The organism is Arenibacterium halophilum (genome assembly GCF_005938225.1).
Taxonomy (GTDB): Bacteria; Pseudomonadota; Alphaproteobacteria; order Rhodobacterales; family Rhodobacteraceae; genus Arenibacterium; species Arenibacterium halophilum.
In genome coordinates, this window is sequence record NZ_VCPC01000001.1 from 266,488 (window position 1) to 283,361 (window position 16,874).

The 16,874-nt window shown below is 63.5% G+C and carries 15 protein-coding genes and 1 tRNA gene; 4 read left to right on the forward strand and 12 right to left on the reverse strand.

Annotated features, from left to right (window positions below; all coding sequences use genetic code 11):
* Positions 1 to 27 precede the first annotated feature (27 nt).
* Positions 28 to 1,041: a substrate-binding domain-containing protein gene (locus FGK64_RS01325; protein WP_138862005.1), complete on the reverse strand. Its 1,014-nt coding sequence runs from the start codon at positions 1,039 to 1,041 to the stop codon at positions 28 to 30.
* A gap of 371 nt (positions 1,042 to 1,412) precedes the next feature.
* On the opposite strand from FGK64_RS01325, the gene FGK64_RS01330 reads away from it, so the two are divergent.
* The 3 genes from FGK64_RS01330 to FGK64_RS01340 all read left to right on the forward strand — a co-directional run bounded on the left by FGK64_RS01330 (position 1,413) and on the right by FGK64_RS01340 (position 6,216).
* Positions 1,413 to 2,408, forward strand: a complete 996-nt coding sequence (locus FGK64_RS01330; RefSeq protein ID WP_138862006.1) for a helix-turn-helix transcriptional regulator — start codon at positions 1,413 to 1,415, stop codon at positions 2,406 to 2,408.
* A gap of 71 nt (positions 2,409 to 2,479) precedes the next feature.
* Positions 2,480 to 3,610, forward strand: a complete 1,131-nt coding sequence (locus tag FGK64_RS01335) for a metallophosphoesterase family protein (protein ID WP_138862007.1) — start codon at positions 2,480 to 2,482, stop codon at positions 3,608 to 3,610.
* A complete protein-coding gene (locus FGK64_RS01340) occupies positions 3,607 to 6,216 on the forward strand; it encodes an AAA family ATPase (RefSeq protein ID WP_138862008.1) in 2,610 nt (869 codons plus the stop codon). Before FGK64_RS01335 ends, FGK64_RS01340 begins: the two co-directional genes overlap by 4 nt.
* Positions 6,217 to 6,231: 15 nt before the next feature.
* Here the strand turns inward: FGK64_RS01340 and FGK64_RS01345 are convergent, their stop codons facing one another.
* The 11 genes from FGK64_RS01345 to iscR form a co-directional block, all read right to left on the reverse strand.
* Positions 6,232 to 7,674, reverse strand: coding sequence for an ATP-binding protein (locus tag FGK64_RS01345; RefSeq protein ID WP_246057645.1), 1,443 nt, complete (start codon positions 7,672 to 7,674; stop codon positions 6,232 to 6,234).
* Positions 7,675 to 7,986: 312 nt separating this feature from the next.
* Positions 7,987 to 8,063: transfer RNA gene (locus FGK64_RS01350), tRNA-Arg, on the reverse strand.
* A 78-nt stretch (positions 8,064 to 8,141) separates the two neighbouring features.
* Positions 8,142 to 9,362: a cysteine desulfurase gene (locus tag FGK64_RS01355; protein WP_138862009.1), complete on the reverse strand. Its 1,221-nt coding sequence runs from the start codon at positions 9,360 to 9,362 to the stop codon at positions 8,142 to 8,144.
* Entirely contained in the window at positions 9,355 to 9,951 is a 597-nt protein-coding gene (locus tag FGK64_RS01360; protein WP_171053946.1) for a Yip1 family protein, read from the reverse strand. The genes FGK64_RS01355 and FGK64_RS01360 overlap by 8 nt, the downstream gene beginning before the upstream one ends.
* The gene (locus FGK64_RS01365) at positions 9,941 to 10,435 is read right to left on the reverse strand and encodes a YIP1 family protein (RefSeq protein WP_138862011.1); all 495 of its coding nucleotides are present in this window, start codon (positions 10,433 to 10,435) and stop codon (positions 9,941 to 9,943) included. Before FGK64_RS01365 ends, FGK64_RS01360 begins: the two co-directional genes overlap by 11 nt.
* Positions 10,435 to 11,715: a SufB/SufD family protein gene (locus FGK64_RS01370; protein ID WP_138862012.1), complete on the reverse strand. Its 1,281-nt coding sequence runs from the start codon at positions 11,713 to 11,715 to the stop codon at positions 10,435 to 10,437. Before FGK64_RS01370 ends, FGK64_RS01365 begins: the two co-directional genes overlap by 1 nt.
* Positions 11,715 to 12,470 carry a Fe-S cluster assembly ATPase SufC gene (gene sufC, locus FGK64_RS01375; protein WP_138862013.1) on the reverse strand — a complete coding sequence of 252 codons (756 nt, stop codon included), beginning with the start codon at positions 12,468 to 12,470 and terminating at the stop codon, positions 11,715 to 11,717. Before sufC ends, FGK64_RS01370 begins: the two co-directional genes overlap by 1 nt.
* Before the next feature lie 23 nt (positions 12,471 to 12,493).
* Positions 12,494 to 12,805 carry a heavy metal-binding domain-containing protein gene (locus FGK64_RS01380; RefSeq protein ID WP_138862014.1) on the reverse strand — a complete coding sequence of 104 codons (312 nt, stop codon included), beginning with the start codon at positions 12,803 to 12,805 and terminating at the stop codon, positions 12,494 to 12,496.
* Between the two features lie 69 nt (positions 12,806 to 12,874).
* Positions 12,875 to 14,398, reverse strand: a complete 1,524-nt coding sequence (sufB, locus tag FGK64_RS01385; RefSeq protein WP_138862015.1) for a Fe-S cluster assembly protein SufB — start codon at positions 14,396 to 14,398, stop codon at positions 12,875 to 12,877.
* 16 nt (positions 14,399 to 14,414) lie between these two features.
* On the reverse strand, positions 14,415 to 15,458 hold the full coding sequence (locus FGK64_RS01390) for a cysteine desulfurase family protein (RefSeq protein WP_138862016.1): 1,044 nt from the start codon (positions 15,456 to 15,458) through the stop codon (positions 14,415 to 14,417).
* Between the two features lie 60 nt (positions 15,459 to 15,518).
* Positions 15,519 to 15,977, reverse strand: a complete 459-nt coding sequence (gene iscR, locus FGK64_RS01395) for a Fe-S cluster assembly transcriptional regulator IscR (protein WP_138862017.1) — start codon at positions 15,975 to 15,977, stop codon at positions 15,519 to 15,521.
* A gap of 242 nt (positions 15,978 to 16,219) precedes the next feature.
* Here iscR and FGK64_RS01400 point away from each other — a divergent pair, with 242 nt between their 5' ends.
* Entirely contained in the window at positions 16,220 to 16,873 is a 654-nt protein-coding gene (locus FGK64_RS01400) for an alpha/beta hydrolase (RefSeq protein ID WP_138862018.1), read from the forward strand.
* Position 16,874 lies beyond the last annotated feature (1 nt).

Consider the following 16,874-nt stretch of genomic DNA (forward strand, 5'->3'; position numbering starts at 1 on the left):
CTGTGCTGCCGCCTGCTGAACCCGGTCTTACCGGTCCTTCATGTACGCGTTCAGATCAAAGCTGTCGGCGTTCTCTTGGGTGATCACGGCAAACCCATTGTCCATGAACGGGATCTGGAACGGGTTGTAGCCCGAGGTCTTGTAGTCGTTGAACGGCTCGAAGATGTCGGGATGCGCCGCCAGATGCAGGGCGACAAACCCCATGAACCCCTGGATACCCTGGTTCGGGTTCAGCGCCATGTGCACGTTGCCGGCGCGGATGTGTTCCAGCATCGTGGGCGTGATATCGGCATGCATCACCAGCACGTCGGCCCCCGCTTCCTGAATGGCGGCCACCGCGCCTTCGGCCGATCCCGCCTCGGGGATCCACACGGCGTCAAGTTCTGGGTTGGCCTGTACGATGGACGACATGGCGCGATAGGCTGCGGTGCTGTCCTGATTGGTGGCCTGCCGCCCCACCAGCTCCCAGCCCGGATAGTTGGCTTCCATATACGACACCAGCGAGGTCACGCGCAGATCGTGGTTCGACTGCCCGGGATTTTCGAGCACGGCATATTCACCCGTCTCGCCACGCTGCTTGACGATCTCTTCGGCGGCAAACTTGGCCTCGGCGTGGTTGTCCGACGTGATATAGGCGGTGCGCTTGGACAGCGGAGAATCCGCAGCAAAGGTGACAACGTCAATTCCCTGATCGATCGCCTGATTTATGGGCTCGATGAACGGATCGGACTGCATCGGATGCAACAGCACGCCTGCCGGCTGACGCACCACATCCTGCTCGAAGGACGCGATCTGTTTCGAGATGTCGTAATCCGGCGTTCCCGAGAAAACCGTTTCGCAGCCAAAGGCGGCGGCGGCCTGCTGGAACGCCTCGTAGACCGGCACCCAATAGGGGTGTGCCGAGACCATCACGTTCATGATATAGGTATCACCGGGCTCGCACATGATCGGGCTGCGGCCCTCTTCCGCAGCAAGGGGCGATGCACTCAGGACAGCCGCCACCGTTCCGGCCAAGGCCGGTGATTTGAAATTCGTTGCCATTTTATTCCTCCCTATGCACCCGGCGCGATCCGGGGCTCACATGAAGTCGAAATTTATTTCAATCGCCGACATTCATTGCAGGGACGCTACGAATCCCGACCGCCCCCGTCAACGACACCCGAAATTTTCCTCGGGAACTGAAATTTATTTCATATGCCTTGCGGAATTCGGAGCCCCCCTCGAAGATTGCCAAGGTGGCGAATGCAGGGTGTACAGGTATGTTGGGCATGCAGCTGACCCCACTGGCAGTGGCTTCGTCCAGCCGGCTTCTCGACGCCCCGTTGACATTGCGGCTGTTCCGCACAAGCATGGCAAAATCTGTCACCACCAAACACTAAGATCCGTTTATCGGATCTAGAAGGGCCCGCCAGATGTCTTATGCAAAGGCTGCCGACCTGCTGCGGGTCGCCGAAATGGCCATGTCGCGGTATGACGGCATCTCGCTTTCGGATCTGACAGCGGAATTCGGCTGCGATCACCGCACTGCCCAGCGCATGATGCGATCTTTCGAAACTGTTTTTACCCAGGTCGACATCGTTGAGGATGCCGACCGGCGACGCCGCTGGCGGATGCCCCGGCTGGATCATCGCTGGCTGCAGGCGCAGGGGGTGCGTGACAGTGAACTTGTGGCGCTGGACATGGCGATCAAGCGGGCCGAGCGTGACAGCGCCCCGGACGAGGCGCAGCGCCTTAACGTGCTGCGCGATCGTTTGCTGGCAGCGATGCCTTCCAGCCACGCCCGCCGTACCGAAGCCGACGCCGAAGCGCTGCTGGAAGCGCAAGGATTTGCCTCGCGGCCCGGGCCCCATCTGCCGCCCGATCTGACCACGCTGGGCGTCCTGACCGAAGCGCTGCGCGCGCCGTGGACCGTGGCGCTGACCTATCTGGGGGCAGATGGCACCCCCACCGAGCGTGTGCTGGAGCCCTATGGGATGCTGTTGGGCATCCGCCGCTATCTTGTGGCGCGGCCCGTCGATGGCGATGGGCAGATGCGGCGGTTTCGGCTGGACCGTATCCGCGGTGCGCGAATCACCGGCACCAGCTTTACCCGGCTGGCCGATTTCGATCTGGCCCGATTTTCGGCCAAAGCCTTCGGCTCTTATCACGCGGAATCGGAGTTCGGCCCGGTTGTCTGGCGGTTCACGCCTGAAACTGCGGATGTTGCACGGCAATTCGTGTTCCATCCCGATCAGATGGTGACCGACGAGCCCGATGGCGCACTGACCGTCCGGTTTTCCGCCTCGGGCCACGTCGAGATGGCATGGTATCTGTATCAATGGGGCGATCAGGTCGAGGTGATCGCCCCGGATGCCCTGCGCGCTATGGTTGCCGCGCATCGTCGAACCGATTTCCCGGCGCTTCCATGACAGGTTTTGCCACCCATTTGCGCCATGTCTGACAGCAGACCTTTTCACTTTCCAATACCCCGGGGCCTGCCATGAGTTTTCGTTTCATCCACAGTTCAGACCTGCATATCGGGCGCAGGTTCGCCAACATCCCCGAAGCCGCTGACGGCAACATCCGGGGGCGTCTGATGGAGGCCCGTCATGGCGCGCTGTCGCGTCTGGCCCAAGCCGCGCGCGATCATGGCGCGGCGCATGTGCTGCTGGCCGGGGATACCTTCGATACCGCCACGCCCTCGCCCGGCGTGATCCGCCATGCGCTTGCGACGATGGGCGAAGACCCGGCGATCACATGGTGGATCCTGCCCGGCAATCACGACAACCTGCGCGACGCCGAACCGTTGTGGGACACGATCCGCGCCGATGCGCCCGCGAACATTCGCGCGGTAACTATCGCCGCCCCGCTGAAGATGGACGAAACCGCGGTGCTGCTGCCCTGCCCCGTTGCCTTTCGCGCTTCGGCGAGTGACCCGACCGAGCCGCTTGCAACACTGCCCAGCGGTGACGGCCAGTTGCGGATTGCATTGGCGCACGGGGGCGTGACCGATTTCACCGAAAGCGGCGCCGCCATCGCCCCCGACCGGGATCGCAGCGCCCGGCTCGACTATCTTGCACTGGGCGACTGGCACGGGCGCCGGGCAATCTCTGACCGCGTGCACTATAGCGGCACCCCAGAACAGGACCGGTTCAAACATGGCGCCCGGGGCGTCTGCCTTGCCGTCGCCATTGACGCGCCCGGCGCCACGCCCCGCATCGAAGAGGTGGAAACCGGGCAGTTCCACTGGGACACCCGCGCGGTGCCGCTGACCTCGGGCCAGGACGCGGCAGAGGCCCTTGCCGCCGTTCTGCCGGGCGCGGCACGGCGCGACATTCTGCTACGGATCGAGGCCAGCGGCTGGGCCGGGTTGCCCGCCCGCGCTGCGCTGCAAGAGGCGGCCGCCCGGGCAGCCCCTGATTTTGCACATTTCGAACTGCTCACCGCGCAGCTTGGCACGCTGTACGACACCACCGATCTGGATGACATCGACACGGGCGGCGCCCTGCGCATTGCCGCCGAAACCTTGCTGAACGACGCAGAATCCGACGACCTTTCGCAGGATGACAGGCAGGTGGCGGGCGATGCGCTGGCCCGGCTGTATGCCTATGTGCGGGGAGGGATGGAATGAAAATCCGGTCGATCACTCTGACCAATGTCCGCCGTTTCACCGACAGCGCCCGGATCTCTGGTATTTCCGATGGCCTGAACCTGCTGTGCGAACCGAACGAGCACGGTAAATCCACTTTGTTCGATGCCATTCAGGCGCTGTTCTTCATCCCGCACGGGTCGCGCAAGAAGGAAGTCACGTCTCTGCAACCCCATGCCGGTGGCGCCCCCGAAGTGTCAATGGAGGTCGATACGCCCGATGGGCTGTTTCGTCTCAGCAAACGCTGGCTGAAGAAGCCGGCGGCGACAGTGCACCGGGGAACGGGGCTTGTGGCGCAATCGGATGCCGCCGAAGCCTGGATCGCCGATCTGCTGGGGCGCGACTCGGGCGGGCCTTCGGGGCTGATCTGGGTGCGTCAGGGCCTGACCGGATTGCTTGAGGCGACCGAAGCCGAGCGCAAGCTGAGCCTTGACGCGCGGCGCGACCTGATGTCGTCGGTCGGTCACGAAGTCGAGGCGATGACGGGCGGGCGCCGGATGGATGCCGCGCTGCGCCAATGCCGCGAGGAACTGGCCGCGCTGGCCACCGGCACCGGGCGGCCCAAGGTTGGCGGCCCGTGGAAAACCGCTCAGGACGAGGTCGAGCGGCTGGAAGCCGAGCGCGAGACCCTGGCCGCCACGGCGCGCGATCTGCAAGAGGCGCTGACAGCCCGCGCGCGCGCCCGGCGAGAGCTGGCCGAATGGGAAGACCCCGACGCCGTAGCAAGCCGCCAAACCGCACTGGAAGCGGCCCGCTCTGCCCATGCGGCAGCGCAGCGCCATGCGGAAACGATCGACTCGCAGGCCCGCACCGTTGATCTGGCGCGGCTAAAAGCACAGGCTGCACAGGCCCGTCTTGCCGAACTTAACGCGGCCCGGGACGAACAGACAGCAGCTCGGCAGGAATTGAGCGCGGCTGACACCAAAGCCCGGACCGCCTTGCACGCCCGAACCGAGGCGCAAGCCGCCCGCGACACGGCGCAGGCCCGGCTGGACCAGGCAGAGGCCAACGCCGCCAAAGCCGAAGCCCTGCGCAATGCCGCCCAGCAGGCGCAGGCCGCGCGGGATGGGGCCGACCGTCGTACGGACCTGACACACCGCATTGTCCAGGCCGAAGAGGCACGCCGCGCCATGGAAACCGCAGCGGCAGGACGCATCGGCCCCGACGCGGCAAGCCTGCGCCGGATCGACACCCTGGCCGGGGCCCTTGCCACGGCACGCGCGGCCCGCGATGCGACGGTGACGCAGGTTGTCGCCCATTATACACCGGGGCGCGAAGGCACGATTCGGGCCGGGGGCGCGGCGCTGCCAGATGGCCACCCTGTGCCTCTGCCCCGCGTCATGCGGCTGGACCTTGACGGTATTGGTCAGCTTGAGGTGTGCCCGGGCGATACCGTACATGACGATAGCAGCGTCGATGCTGCCGACCGCGCATTGCGCGCCGCGCTGACAGACGCAGGCGTTGCCGATGTCGACGGCGCGCGCACAGCCGCTGCGACCCGCGCCAAGGCCGAACAGGCCCACGATCAGGCCAAGGCCGTTCTGAACAGCCTCGCGCCCGACGGGATCGAAGTGCTGCGCAGCACGCTCGCCCGCATTCCGGTGTTGGATTCGCAGGACGAAGCGCCTGATCCAGCCGCCGCTGAAACCGCGTTGGCAAAGGCACGCACCCTGCGCGATACCGCCCGCGCCGCCCGGGACAGCGCGGCCGAGCGCCTCGCCGACGCCCGCGACATGGCCACCCGAGCCGAAGCCGCACGGGATGCTCTGGCAGACAGGCTGCGCCGCGCCGACGAAACGCTGGCTGCCTTTGGCTCGGCCACGCTCGACAGCCTGGCAATCGAGACTGCACAAAGCGCCGCCGCATTGGCCGAGGCAGAAACCGCCCACGCCACGCTGACCCGCGATGCCCCCGATCTTGCCAGCACAGGGGCCGCCCTGACTCGGGCAGAGTCGGTCCAGCAAAGGGCCCAGGATGAAATCGCCGGTTTGCGCCCGCTTCTAGCCCGGCTTGACGAACGTATCACCCGGTCATTCGGCGACGCCGTCGAAGAACGGCTTGCCGAGACCGAACAGGAGCTTGCCGCCGCCCGGGCTGCCCTGTCGCGCGTCCTGCACGAGGTGGCCGTTTTGCAGCGCCTGGAGCAGGCATTGGACGCCGCCCGCAGCCAGGCGCGCGATCGCTATTTCGCCCCGATCGTGCAAGAGCTGAAACCACTGCTGCGCCTGCTCTGGCCCGAGGCCGACCTAACCTGGGGCGAAGAATCGCTGCTGCCCGAAGTGCTGATCCGCGAGGGGCGCGAAGAACCGATCGACATCCTGTCTGGCGGTACGCAGGAACAGGTGGCCCTGTTGGTTCGGCTGGCCTTTGCCCGGATGCTGGCCCGCTCCGGGCGCGCCGCGCCGGTGATCCTGGACGACGCGCTGGTTTTCTCTGACGACGATCGGATCGAACGCATGTTCGACGCGCTGCACCGTCAGGCGGGCGATCTGCAGATCATCGTGCTCAGTTGCCGCCAGCGCGCCTTCCGCAGCCTTGGCGGCACTGCGCTACGGCTGTTGCATATGGCGCCCGAAACCACAGGGTGATCGGCCCATCGGGCCTTAGCTTGCAAGGCGCGGCTGTTCGACGATGCCAACTTTGCCGGCGGACGCGGCCTCTTGAAAGATCGCCTCGGCCGGCATGGTCACGGTAAACACAGTTCCTGCGCCCAAGGTGCTTCTGGCCGCTATGGCACCGCCGTGGGCCACGGCCAGACGTTCGCAAATGGCAAGCCCAAGCCCGGTGCCACCCGCCGCCCGGTGATCTGCGGATTCGACTTGCTGGAACGCTTCGAAAATCACCTCGATCTTGTCTTCCGGGATGCCGATCCCGTTGTCGGCCACCTCGATCACATAGCCGCTGCCCTGCCGTTTGCCGCGCAGGGTGATCTGGCTGCCCTTCGAGAATTTCATCGCGTTACCGACAAGGTTGATCAGAATTTGCAGGATGCGCCCGCGATCGGCAAAGGCTTCGATCTGATCGCACTCGACCACAAGCGCGGCGTTCTTCTGGGCGCTCATCACCTGAAACTGGTCGCGCACATCCTCCAGCAGATCATGCAGGGAAAATTCCTTCTTCTGCAGCTTGGCATCGCCCAGTTCCATGCTGGTGTAGTCCAGTATCTCGTTGATCAGGCTCAGAAGATGGTTGGCCGATGTCGTGATTTTGCGCCCGTATTTGTCGGCCTGCTCTGCCACGGTCCGGCCCTTCGGCGCGGCCGGATCGATTGTGCTGTTCGGCTCGGGGCTTTGCGCCTCCTTCAGATGGGACAGCATCCCGGCATACCCCAGAACGATGGTAAGGGGTGTCCGCAACTCGTGGCTGAGCACGCTCAGGAATTCGGATTTGGCGCGGCTTGCGGCTTCGGCGGCATTGCGCGCGGCGGTCAGCTCGGCGATGTTTTCAAGCCGGGCGCGCCCTTCGATCATATAGCTCAGCAGCCCGCCCAACACGATCAGCAGCGCGATCCCCGCAATTGCCAAAGCCAGAACGCGAAGCGCCTCGGGGTTCACATAGTTCCCGGCAATTTCAAGCGGTTCGACATGAAAGGCGGTCATGCCGATGAAATGCAGGCTGACGATGGCCGCCGTCAGGATTCCGGCCATGTGGAACTCGCTGTACTTGTGGCTTCGCGCGCCACTGCAGACGGCCGCGGCACACAACACCACGGCACACACGATCGACACGATCAGGTAGGTTTTATCCCAGATCACCAAGCCCTGCACGCGATAGGCGATCATGCCCGCATAATGCATCCCCGCCAGCGTCAGCCCAAGAATCGCGCCGCCGATGGCACTCGCGAACCTGAACCGGAAGATGGCGGTAAACAGGAAGCCGAAAGTACAACCCAGGATTGCAATCACGAGCGAGGCAAATGTCAGGCCAAGATCGAAGTTGACGGGAACCCCCGGGCGAAAGCCAAGCATGGCGACGAAATGCGTACACCAGATCGAAACCCCCGCCGTGGCGGCCGTAAGACAGTACCACACCTGAGCCTGCGGCATCGGTCGGCTGCGCGCGGTTCTGAAAATGCGGGAGGTTGCCCAGCTCCCGAAGGCGCAAAGCGCGGCGGCAAGCAAAACAAGACTTATGTCGTGCTGAACGACGATACACGACAAGACAGAGATCATTGGGGAGGGCCTTAAATATTCAATTCTGAAACAGGTTAATTGTTTCGAAAAGTGGCGGTGGTTTGACCCAAAGCCGTCATGTTTGAGAAGTACGTAGATATATAAGCAAAGCCCCGCGCCAGTGCAGACCAGCCCGCCCCGCAAAGCCGGCGAGCCGTACAAACCAAAGTCCGCAGTATGGAAAACTGGCGCACCCGAGAGGATTCGAACCTCTGGCCTCTGCCTTCGGAGGGCAGCGCTCTATCCAGCTGAGCTACGGGTGCGTTGCGGCGTGGATTAGACCATCGCGCAGCGACCCGCAACATGCGATTGCGCGGGAGGCTGCTTTTTCGAATTGCGCGTCAGGCGAAAAGCTCGTGCGCCAGTTCCAGCGCCGAGACAAGGCGATCGACCTCTTCGGTGGTGTTGTAGAGGCCGAAAGACGCGCGGCAGGTGGCCGAGACGCCGAGGTGATCCATCAGCGGCCCGGCACAGTGGTGCCCTGCCCTGACGGCCACGCCCTTCTTGTCAAGAATGGTCGAGATGTCATGGGCATGGGCCGCGCCATCAAGCGTGAAGGAAAAGATCGCGCCCTTGTCGGGTGTCGTGCCCTGCACCTGAAGCCAGTTCAGCCCGGCCAGCTTTTCGACCGTGTAATCGCGCAGCATTGCCTCATGCGCGGCGACGTTCTCCATCCCCAGGTCCATCAGGAATTCCAGCGCCACGCCCAGCCCGATGGTCTGGACGATGCCGGGGGTTCCGGCCTCGAACTTCATCGGCGGATCGGCATAGGTCACGGCATCCTTGCTGACCTCGCGGATCATGTCGCCGCCGCCCATGAAGGGGCGCATCTCGGCCAGACGTTCCTTGCGCACATGGATCGCCCCCGACCCGGACGGTCCGTAGAGCTTGTGCCCCGTGATCGCATAGAAATCGCAGCCAATGTCCTCCACGTCCACTGGCAGATGCACCGCGCCCTGACTGCCATCGACCAGCACCGGCACACCACGCTCGCGCGCGCCGTGGCAGATGGCTTTCACGTCTACCAGCGTGCCCAGCACGTTCGACATATGGGTGACGGCAATCAGCTTGGTCCGGGGCGTGATGGCATCCAGCACCGCCTGCGGATCAAGCGCTCCGGTTGCATCCACATCGACCCACTTAAGAACCACACCCTGCCGTTCGCGCAGGAAATGCCAGGGCACGATGTTGGCATGATGCTCCATCACCGACAGGATGATTTCATCGCCCGGTTCAAACCGCGGCATGGCCCAGCCATAGGCGACCATGTTGATGCCCTCAGTCGTGCCCGAATTCAGCACGATCTCGTTTTCATCGGCGGCGTTCAGGAAGCGCGCAACGGTGCCGCGCACGGCTTCGTATTTCTCGGTCGCGAGGTTCGACAGGAAATGCAGGCCCCGGTGCACGTTGGCATATTCCATCGCATAGGCTTGGGTGATCGCGTCGATCACCACCTGCGGCTTCTGCGCCGAGGCGCCGTTGTCGAGATAGGTCAGCGGCTGGCCGTTCACCTCGCGCGCGAGGATCGGAAACTGCGCCCGGATCTGGTTGACGTCATACATAGCCCGAGGCTCCTCCCAGCGGCAGGCCGATCAGCGCAAGGATCACCGACAGGCCGATCACCACGCCAAGGCTGGCCGCGATCAGCACGCCCACCGCGCGCCCCAGCGAATTCAGCCGGTGCGCCTGATTGATAAAATGCACCATGACATAGATGCCGATGATGGTGGCGGCCAGAACCGCCAGCGTGGCCAGAACCGGCACAAGAAAGCTGAGCACCAGCACGACAAGCTGGATCGCCACCCGCAGGGCCTGCAACCAGACCACCAGCACAAGGATATCCTCGATCGCGCCGCTGCCGCCCATGGCGCGGCCGATGAACAGCAGCCCGTACACCGTCAGTGCCAGCGCAACTGCGGCAAGAACAAAAAAGCGCAAGGGCGACGTGAATAACTCTGCCATTGCGACACCCTCGGGCATCGGTGGCGCCATCAGGACCGAAAATCCGAAAATCGCAGATTGCAGCACCGCCATCAGGATCAGCGCCGTCCAAAGCACCTGGCGCGACAGACCAAGGCCCATCAACGCCTGCGCCGCCTCGGCCGGGGCCGTCACGGTGCGCCGTGCCATGGCTAAAGGGTCAAACAGCATCATAGTCTCCGCGTTCGGCCCGCCACAGGCAACGCCCCCAGAACCATAGGAAAACGACCAGCCAGATCAGGCCGACCAATTGCAACGCCGGTCCGGAGCCGATGAAACCGGCGACCAACCCATGCAGCAGCAACAGCGGGGTCGAGGCCAGCAGCGCCCAGAAAAGGGCAAGCCGCGCGCCATACCAGCTGCCCTTGCCGCCCAGCAAACGCGCGATCAGATGGGTCAGTGCCGCCAGCGCGTATAGCCCCAGCGGCGCCATGAAGACCCAGCCGAGCAAGGCCCCGCCCATCAGCATGTTCAGTTCCTGCCCGGTGAAATGCGCCTCCCGCGCAAGGCGGGGCATCTGCGCGACGAACATCAGCGCGCAGAAGCCCATCAGCAGCGCCAGCGCGCGATCCTCGCGCTGACCGGCGGCCAGCAGGCGATCCATCACGCGACCGGGGCCGCGATAGGTGGCGGTGATGTCGGCGGTGACCGGCATCAGCGTCGGCGGGCCAGCCAGTTGTTCAGCCGCTCCAGCAGATGCTCGGCCAGGTCGCGGTTCTCGATCTCGTCCAGCGCCTCGCCCAGAAAGGCCAGCGTCAGCAGATCGGTCGCCGGGCCTTCGGGCACCCCGCGCGAGCGCAGGTAGAACAGCGCATCCTCGTCAATCGCGCCGCTGGTCGAGCCATGCGAACAGGCCACGTCATCGGCGTAGATTTCCAGCTCGGGCTTGGCCAGGAACTGGCTGTCGCCATCCAGCAGCAGCGACTGGCTGATCTGGTAACCATCGGTCTTTTGCGCGCCCGCCTTGACCAAGATCTTGCCCTGGAACACGCCGGTCGCGCCGTTGTTCAGCACCTTCTTGAACACCTGCCGGCTTTCGCAATTCACCGCGTCATGGGTGACGAAGACCGTGTCGTCATGGTGGAAATCGCCATCGCCCACACAGGCACCAGCGACATGGGCCACCGCGTCATCTCCGGTCAGCTCGACCACGCATTCGTTGCGCGTCAGCACGCCGTTCATGGTCAGCGTGAAGGCCTTGAAGACCGACTCGGCACCAAGACGGGCAAAGATATGCGTCACCGCGCGGCGTTCATGGTCGCGCCCCTGCGAGCGGACCATGTGCAACCGGCCGGTATCGGCGATGTCGACCTCGGTACACTTGTTGAACCGCGCCGCGGCGGGGCCACTTTCCAGGATCGTCGCTTCGGCCCCGGCGTCGACCTTGATCACATTGTGCAGGATCGCATCCGAGGACTCGGACTGGTGCATGTAGACCAGGTTGATCGGCCGCGAGGGCCGCCCGGTGACATGGATCAGCACGCCATCCTCGGCGAAGGCCGTGTTCAGCGCCGCAAAGGGACGGGCGACAGGCACCTGCCCGCGCGCTTCAAGAGTGCCGTACAAGTCCTTGGCCCAATGGATATCTCTGGCGCCAACCTCGGCCAGCCGTTCGATGCTGACACCTTCCAGCGCCAGATCGTCGGATTGCGCGGCGTCGAACACGCCGTCGACGAAAACGATGCGCAGCCGATCGATGCCATCGTACATCGGCGCCTCGTCGCTGTGGAACAGCCCAGCCTTCGGCGGCTCGACCTGCGCCAGCGTATCGGGGCGGGTGAATTTCCAGTATTCGTCGCGCCGCTGCGGCAGGCCCATCGCCTGCACACGCGCCAGCGCATCCTGCCGTGCGGGGGCTGCCCAGCCGCCTTCGGGCATGCGCAGCCCCTCAAGCCGGGCGTCGGTCTCCGACAGTCTTCGATCGGGCACCGCCATTACGCTACCTCGTTCAGGATGTCGGCATAGCCGTTCTTCTCGACCTCCAGGGCAAGCTCGGGCCCGCCGGTCTTGATAATCTGCCCATTGGCCATGATGTGTACGACATCAGGTTGGATATGGTCCAGAAGCCGTTGATAATGCGTGATAACAAGAAAACCGCGCCCTTCGGACCGCAACGCGTTCACGCCATCCGACACCAGCTTCATCGCGTCGACGTCCAGCCCCGAGTCCGTTTCATCCAGAATGCACATGCGCGGCTCCAGCATGGCCATCTGAAGGATCTCGTTGCGCTTCTTCTCGCCGCCCGAAAAGCCGACGTTGACCGGACGCTTCAACATCTCGGCGTCGATCTTCAGATCCTTGGCGCGCGCGCGCACCTCTTTCAGGAAGTCGGCGGCGCTCATCTCGTCCTGCCCGCGCGCCTTGCGCTGCGCGTTCACGGCGGTGCGCAGAAAGGTCATGTTGCCGACGCCCGGAATTTCGACCGGATACTGAAAGGCCAGGAACAGACCGGCGGCGGCACGTTCTTCCGGCTCCAGTTCCAGCAGGTCGGTGCCTTCCAAAGTCGCGCTGCCCTCGGTCACCTCGTAACCATCGCGCCCGGACAGAACGTAGGACAGCGTCGATTTGCCCGACCCGTTCGGCCCCATGATCGCATGGACCTTCCCGGCCTCCACCGACAGGTTGACACCCTTGAGGATCTGCTTGTCCTCTTCTTCAAGTTTTACATGCAGGTTCTTGATTTCCAGCATTTTCTTTCCTTCCTACGGGCCGCTCAGCCCAGCACGACGGCGGTGCCCGAGGCGCTCACCATCAGCATGTTGTTGATGACTTCATAATCCAGATCGACCCCGACCACGGCGGTCGCGCCAAGGTCGGCGGCGCGCTCTTCCAGCTCGGTCAGTGCAACCTTGCGCGCACGGCCCAGTTCTTTCTCATAAGCACCTGACCGGCCACCTATGATGTCGGTGATCCCGGCAAACAGATCGCGGAACACGTTGGCGCCCAGAATGGCCTCGCCCGTGACGATGCCCTTGTAGGCGGCAATCTGATAGCCTTCGACCGACGGCGTGGTCGTAATGATCATCCCAAGTCTCCCATCAAGCGCCCAAATGTCTCCGTGAGACATTTGTCAAAAATCTCGGCGAGATTTTTACTACCCCACGGACCCTTCCAGTGAAATCGCCACCAGCTGTTGCGCTTCCATGGCGAATTCCATCGGCAGGGCCTGCAGCACGTCCTTGCAGAACCCGTTCACCACCAGAGCCACGGCCTCTTCCTCGTCCATCCCGCGCGAACGGCAATAGAACAGCTGGTCGTCGTCCACCTTCGATGTCGTCGCTTCGTGTTCAACCCGGGCCGAGTTGTTCTTGACCTCGATGTAGGGCACCGTATGCGCCCCGCATTTGTCGCCGATCAGCAGGCTGTCGCATTGCGTGTAGTTGCGCGCGTGCTTCGCCTTGGGGTGCATCGACACCAACCCGCGATAGGTGTTCTGCGCGTGGCCCGCACTGATCCCTTTCGACACGATCCGGCTCTTGGTGTTCTTGCCAAGGTGGATCATTTTGGTGCCGGTATCGGCCTGCTGGTAGTTATTGGCGATCGCGATCGAGTAGAATTCGCCCTGGCTGTCGTCGCCGCGCAAAATGCAGCTGGGGTATTTCCACGTCACCGCGCTTCCGGTTTCCACCTGCGTCCACATCACCTTGGCCCGGTCGCCCCGGCAGTCGGCGCGCTTGGTGACAAAGTTGTAAATGCCGCCCTTGCCGTTCTCGTCGCCCGGATACCAGTTCTGCACCGTGGAATATTTCACCTCGGCATCTTCCTCGACGATGATTTCCACAACCGCTGCATGCAGTTGTGCGATGTCGCGTGCCGGTGCCGTGCAGCCTTCAAGGTAGGACACATAGCTGCCCTTGTCCGCGATGATCAGCGTGCGTTCGAACTGGCCGGTATTCTCGGCGTTGATGCGGAAATAGGTCGACAGCTCCATCGGGCAGCGCACGCCGGGCGGTACATAGACGAACGAACCATCCGAGAAGACCGCGCTGTTCAGCGTTGCATAGAAGTTGTCGCTCACCGGCACGACCGAGCCAAGGTATTTCTTCACCAGCTCGGGATGCTCGCGGATCGCTTCGGAGATTGAACAGAAGATCACCCCGGCCTTTTTCAACTCGGCCTGAAAGGTCGTCCCGACCGACACGGAATCAAACACCGCATCCACGGCCACCTTGCGGCCCTCGGCGGGCGCATCCTCGGCACCCTCGACGCCCGCAAGGATCATCTGTTCCTTCAGCGGAATACCCAGCTTCTCGTAGGTCGCCAGCAGCTTCGGGTCCACCTCGTCCAGTGACTTCGGCTTGACCTCCATGCTCTTGGGGCGGGCATAATAGTACTGATCCTGAAAGTCGATCTCGGGGTAGTCGACCATCGCCCAGGTCGGTTCTTCCTTGGTCAGCCAGCGCTCATAAGCCTGCAGCCGCCATTCCGTCATCCACTGGGGTTCTTCGTTCTTTTCGGAAATCAGGCGCACGATATCCGGGGTCAGCCCTTTCGGGGCGTATTCCATCTCGATATCGGTGTTCCAGCCGTGCTTGTAGGCGCCACCGACCTCGCGCACCGCGTCGACCGTATCCTGATCGACACCTTCCTTCACCTGGGTCTGGTCCAAAGCGGCCATTGTCATTCTCCTGCCATCACGCGGCGCGCGCGCGATACTTGCTTTCCTGTTTCAGCCAGGCATCCACGAACCGCTGCACGTCCTCTTCCCGGGTCTCCAACCCAAGCGACACGCGGATCGCCGATGCGGCAACCGTCTCATCATATCCCATCGCGCCCAGCACACGGCTGGCGCGGACCTTACCGCTGGAACAGGCCGATCCGGCGCTGATCGCGAACCCCGCCAAATCCATCTGCATGACTTGCGTCTCGCCTTTCCACCCGGGCACCGCGAAGCACGATGTATTGGGCAAACGGCGAGAATCCTTCCCGACAAAAATAATCGACTTGGCGCTGGCCTCAAGCCCGTTTTCTAGAATATTTCTAAGTTTCTCGATCTCGCCCCAGCGACCATCGGCCAGATCCCGCGCTGCAGCTTCGGCCGCGGCGCCAAAACCCGCAATCCCGATCACGTTCTCGGTGCCCGCCCGGCGCCCCATCTCCTGCCCGCCACCTTTCAGCTGCGCCACCAGATCGGTCCCCCTGCGGATCACCAGCGCGCCAATGCCCTTGGGCCCACCCAGCTTGTGCGCGGAAACCAGCGCCATCTCGGCTCCGCTCCAGTTGAAGGCAAAAGGCAGTTTGCCAAAGCCTTGCGTCGCGTCCGTAACGGCAAGACCTGCAGGCAACTCCTGCACCACACCGGTTTCGGAATTCGCCAGTTGCAGGGCTGTCGCCGCCGGCTCGAAAACCTCGACTACGCCATCAGCCCGCACCGACAGGGTGCCAGAGCCCCAGGCCGCCACCGCATCATGCTCCACCGCCGCCGAGGCCAGCCCCCGCCCCGCGCAGGCCAGCGCCGCCGCCTCGGTCGCGCCCGAGGTAAAGATCACGTCTGCCCCATCCGCACCAAGCGCCGCCGCCACCTGCGCGCGCGCGCGTTCGACCAGCGCCTTGGCGGCGCGGCCCTCGGCATGAACGCTCGACGGATTGCCCGCCACATCCATCGCGGCAACCATCGCCGCCCGCGCCTCGGGGCGCAGCGGGGTCGTGGCGTTATGATCCAGATAGACCCTGTTCACGGCTTCTTTTCGGTCCAAATACTCAAATCCCGACGTCCGCCCAATGCGACACGCCTGCGTCTATTCGTCGACGACCGCGAACAGCCCCGGTACCGCCGGACAGGGCACCAGCCCATTGCCGATGACGTCCGCCAGACTGGTCTGGTGCAGGAACACGTAGACATGCGCGCTTAGCCCCTGCCACAGCCGATTTGTCAGCGATTGCGCCCGGCTGCCCGAAGACCCGCCCGACGCGCCGGCGCCCTTCTGCATTGCATCGACGGTTTCATCAACCGCCGAAAGCACATCGACCACGCGAATGTCTGCGGCAGGTCTGGCCAGGCGATAACCGCCCCCCGGTCCGCGCACCGATTCGACCAGACCGCCCCGGCGCAGCTTGACGAACAGCTGCTCAAGATACGGCAGCGAAATCTTTTGCCGTTGCGCAATATCGCCCAGCGTCACCATCGTGCCCTCGGGTTGCAGCGCAATATCCGCCAGCGCCACCATCGCATACCGCCCTTTGGTCGAAAGTTTCATTCCGGCCTCCCATCTTCTGCAATGCCTGCCCGACCCCGGGCGGTTCCACGGCCAAACCCGGCCATAACACGCCCGAAAGCACCGAAAACATTGACCTTCAACGCAACAGTGCGTATGTGCGCACAGCCGGTCGCACCAACCGCGGCCAACCGATTAGAACCGTTCTAAGGACCGCGGGCGCTTGCGTCAAGAATGCCCGCCGGACCCCGCCGACAAAAAAGACGAGACAGGATCAACTGCCCATGCCCGAGGTCATCTTTCCCGGACCCGAAGGTCGCCTGGAAGGCCGCTATCACCCGCAAAAAGAAAAAGACGCCCCCATCGCCATCGTGCTGCACCCGCATCCGCAGTTCGGCGGCACGATGAACAACAAGGTCGTCTATAACCTGCACTACGCCTTCTACAACATGGGGTTCACCGTGTTGCGGTTCAATTTCCGTGGCGTCGGGCGCAGCCAGGGCGAATACGATCAGGGCATCGGCGAGTTGTCGGATGCCGCTTCGGCGCTGGATTACCTGCAATCGATGAACAACAACTCGAAACATTGCTGGGTCGCGGGGTTTTCCTTTGGCGCCTGGATCGGGATGCAGCTGCTGATGCGCCGCCCCGAGATCACGGGCTTCATCAGCGTCTCGCCCCCCGCCAACATGTACGATTTCTCGTTCCTGGCGCCCTGCCCTTCGTCCGGGCTGATCATCAACGGCAGCTCGGACCGCGTCGCGCCGCCCGCCGATACCACCTCGCTGGTCGGCAAGCTGCACGAACAGAAGGGCATCACGATCACCCATCAGGAAGTGCCCGGCGCTGACCATTTCTTTCAGGATCAGCACATGGACACCCTCATCGGCAGCGTCTCGGACTATGTGAAACGCCGTCTGACAGAGAACACCCGCTGAT